We start from the raw sequence: 1,310 nt of genomic DNA, 5'->3' as shown, positions 1-1,310 counted from the left end.
CCTTATGAAACTCAAGCACCTTGTTTTAGCAACACTTGCACCAACATTATTGGCAAGCGGAATCGCTTATGCACAATTTAAAAAACCCGAAGATGCAATTAAGTATCGTCAAAGTGTTTATACGGTGATGGCTAATTCTTTTGGGAAAATTGGCGCAGTAGTTAAAGGTGAGGCCCCATTTAACAAAGATGAGGTAGCCAAGAATGCAGCAGTTGTTGCAACTCTCTCCACTTTGCCATGGCAAGCATTTGGTCCAGGCACTGAGGGTGGCAATGCGCTTCCAGGGGTTTGGTCAGACAATGCTAAATTTAAAGCTGCTGGAGAAAAAATGCAGCTTGCCGTAGCCAACCTGAACACTGCAGCACAGTCAGGCGATCAAGAAGCCATCAAGAAGGCCTTTGGTGCAGCTGGTGCTACCTGCAAAGGTTGCCATGATGACTTTAAGAAAAAGTAATCAGCCCTTAATGAAGTAAACCAGAATTACCGCAATCAGGCTCAGCAGCAATAAAGCCGAGCCGCGTTGCAGACCTCCATCCTTGGAGGCCTGACCCAAGTCAGATGGCAGATAGTTTGCCTGATCGCTTGGGTCAATTTCTTTATCGCCCACCAACATGGGTTTGATTAAATTCTCGCCCTTGAATTTTTGGTAATACACAATCGCACAAAGATGGAGTGCAATCAATATGATGAGAATGTTTTCATTGAAGTAATGAATTGAGGTGAGCACCTGAACCGTTTCATTCGAAACATATTTTGCAAACGGTCCCTCAAAAGCAATATCGTCATTTGCAAATAGACCCGTCACAGCCTGAAGACCCACTGAAAAAAGTAATCCCAGAACTGATAGGGCGCCTAGAGGGTTATGGCCAAGACCAGCCTTGGTTTTGCCCAATAGGTAATTAATTAGTCCTTTAGGACTTGGAACAAAATGAATGAAGCGGGCATGGTATGAACCAATCAAGCCCCAGCAGATTCGAAAAATAATTAAGCTTAGAACGCAATAGCCGACTAAGGCATGGAAGTCCATGGCATTACCGCCAATCTTCACGGTAATAAAGCTCAGAACAATACAAATGACTAAAAGCCAGTGAAACAGGCGAATCGGCAAATCCCAAACGCGGATGATTTTTTTCATCCCTGCAGAATAAATCAATGCAAGAGCTTGTCCCTGAATTTATTTAATCTCAGGCAAATCCTTTTGGATAATCTTTAATCCTTCCCGCAAGGCTTCTTGGTAACGCTCTCGCTCTGCTTTCATGGTTTCTGCAGTCCAGGAATAGAAACCCTCGCCAGTCTTCATACCCAACTTA

Annotated in this window: 2 protein-coding genes; one reads left to right on the top strand and one right to left on the bottom strand. The window is 44.0% G+C overall.

Translation table 11 applies throughout. The features are described 5' to 3' along the window. Positions 1 to 4: 4 nt before the first annotated feature. Complete coding sequence (locus B7X71_RS17090) at positions 5 to 454, top strand: cytochrome c (protein WP_293598446.1); 450 nt, start codon at positions 5 to 7, stop codon at positions 452 to 454. Here the strand turns inward: B7X71_RS17090 and B7X71_RS17085 are convergent, their stop codons facing one another. Beyond that, entirely contained in the window at positions 455 to 1,135 is a 681-nt protein-coding gene (locus B7X71_RS17085; protein WP_293598447.1) for a cytochrome b/b6 domain-containing protein, read from the bottom strand. Between the last annotated feature and the right edge of the window lie 175 nt (positions 1,136 to 1,310).

The organism is Polynucleobacter sp. 39-46-10, assembly GCF_002282275.1.
This window is presented reverse-complemented; position numbering and strand designations above follow the sequence as displayed.

What these genes read in the sequence shown, in the direction of transcription:
- B7X71_RS17090 (WP_293598446.1), top strand. Translation starts at nt 5, where the DNA reads ATGAAACTCAAGCACCTTGTTTTAGCAACACTTGCACCAACATTATTG.
- B7X71_RS17085 (WP_293598447.1), bottom strand. Translation starts at nt 1,135, where the DNA reads ATGAAAAAAATCATCCGCGTTTGGGATTTGCCGATTCGCCTGTTTCAC.